Genomic DNA, 579 nt, shown 5'->3' with positions numbered 1-579 from the left:
ATGCGCTTGTGGCTCAGAACATCATGGCGAGTCAGGCTGATGATGTTCATCTAGTAACGCTGCCACTGTTTCATACATTCGGTCAAACCGTGCATCTCAATGCTAGCGTGCAAAGCGGTGCAACTTTGGTTTTAGTCCCTCGATTTGACCCGAAACATGTGTTGGAGCTGATCGAAAAGCATCGAGTGACACTCTTTGCCGGTGTGCCTACGATGTACATTGGTTTGCTGCATGTTGAACATAATTACGATATTTCGTCGCTACGAGTAGCGGTTAGTGGAGGCTCGTCGCTACCGACAGAAGTATTTAAGACCTTTGAAGCACGATTCAATGTACCAATTCTAGAAGGTTACGGCTTGTCCGAAACCAGTCCGATAGCGTGTTTTAATCACCTTGATCAAGAGCGAGTACCGGGCTCTGTCGGGCAACCGATTCAAGGTGTTGAGGTGAAAGTCGTTGATCTTGACGGTCATGCTCTCCCTGTCGGTGAGGAAGGAGAAATTATTGTGCGCGGGCACAACGTCATGAAAGGTTATCTTGATCGCCCAGAAGTGACGGAATCGGTGTTGCAAAGTGGTT

Annotated in this window: 1 protein-coding gene; it reads left to right on the top strand. The window is 48.2% G+C overall.

Annotated features, from left to right (window positions below; translation table 11 throughout):
- On the top strand, positions 1–579 hold a 579-nt coding region (locus R7Q48_RS29440; protein WP_318133902.1), incomplete at both ends, for an AMP-binding protein.

This window comes from Vibrio sp. 378 (assembly GCF_033339435.1).
Note: the sequence above shows the minus strand (reverse complement) of the source record. Positions and strands in the feature narration are given on the sequence as shown.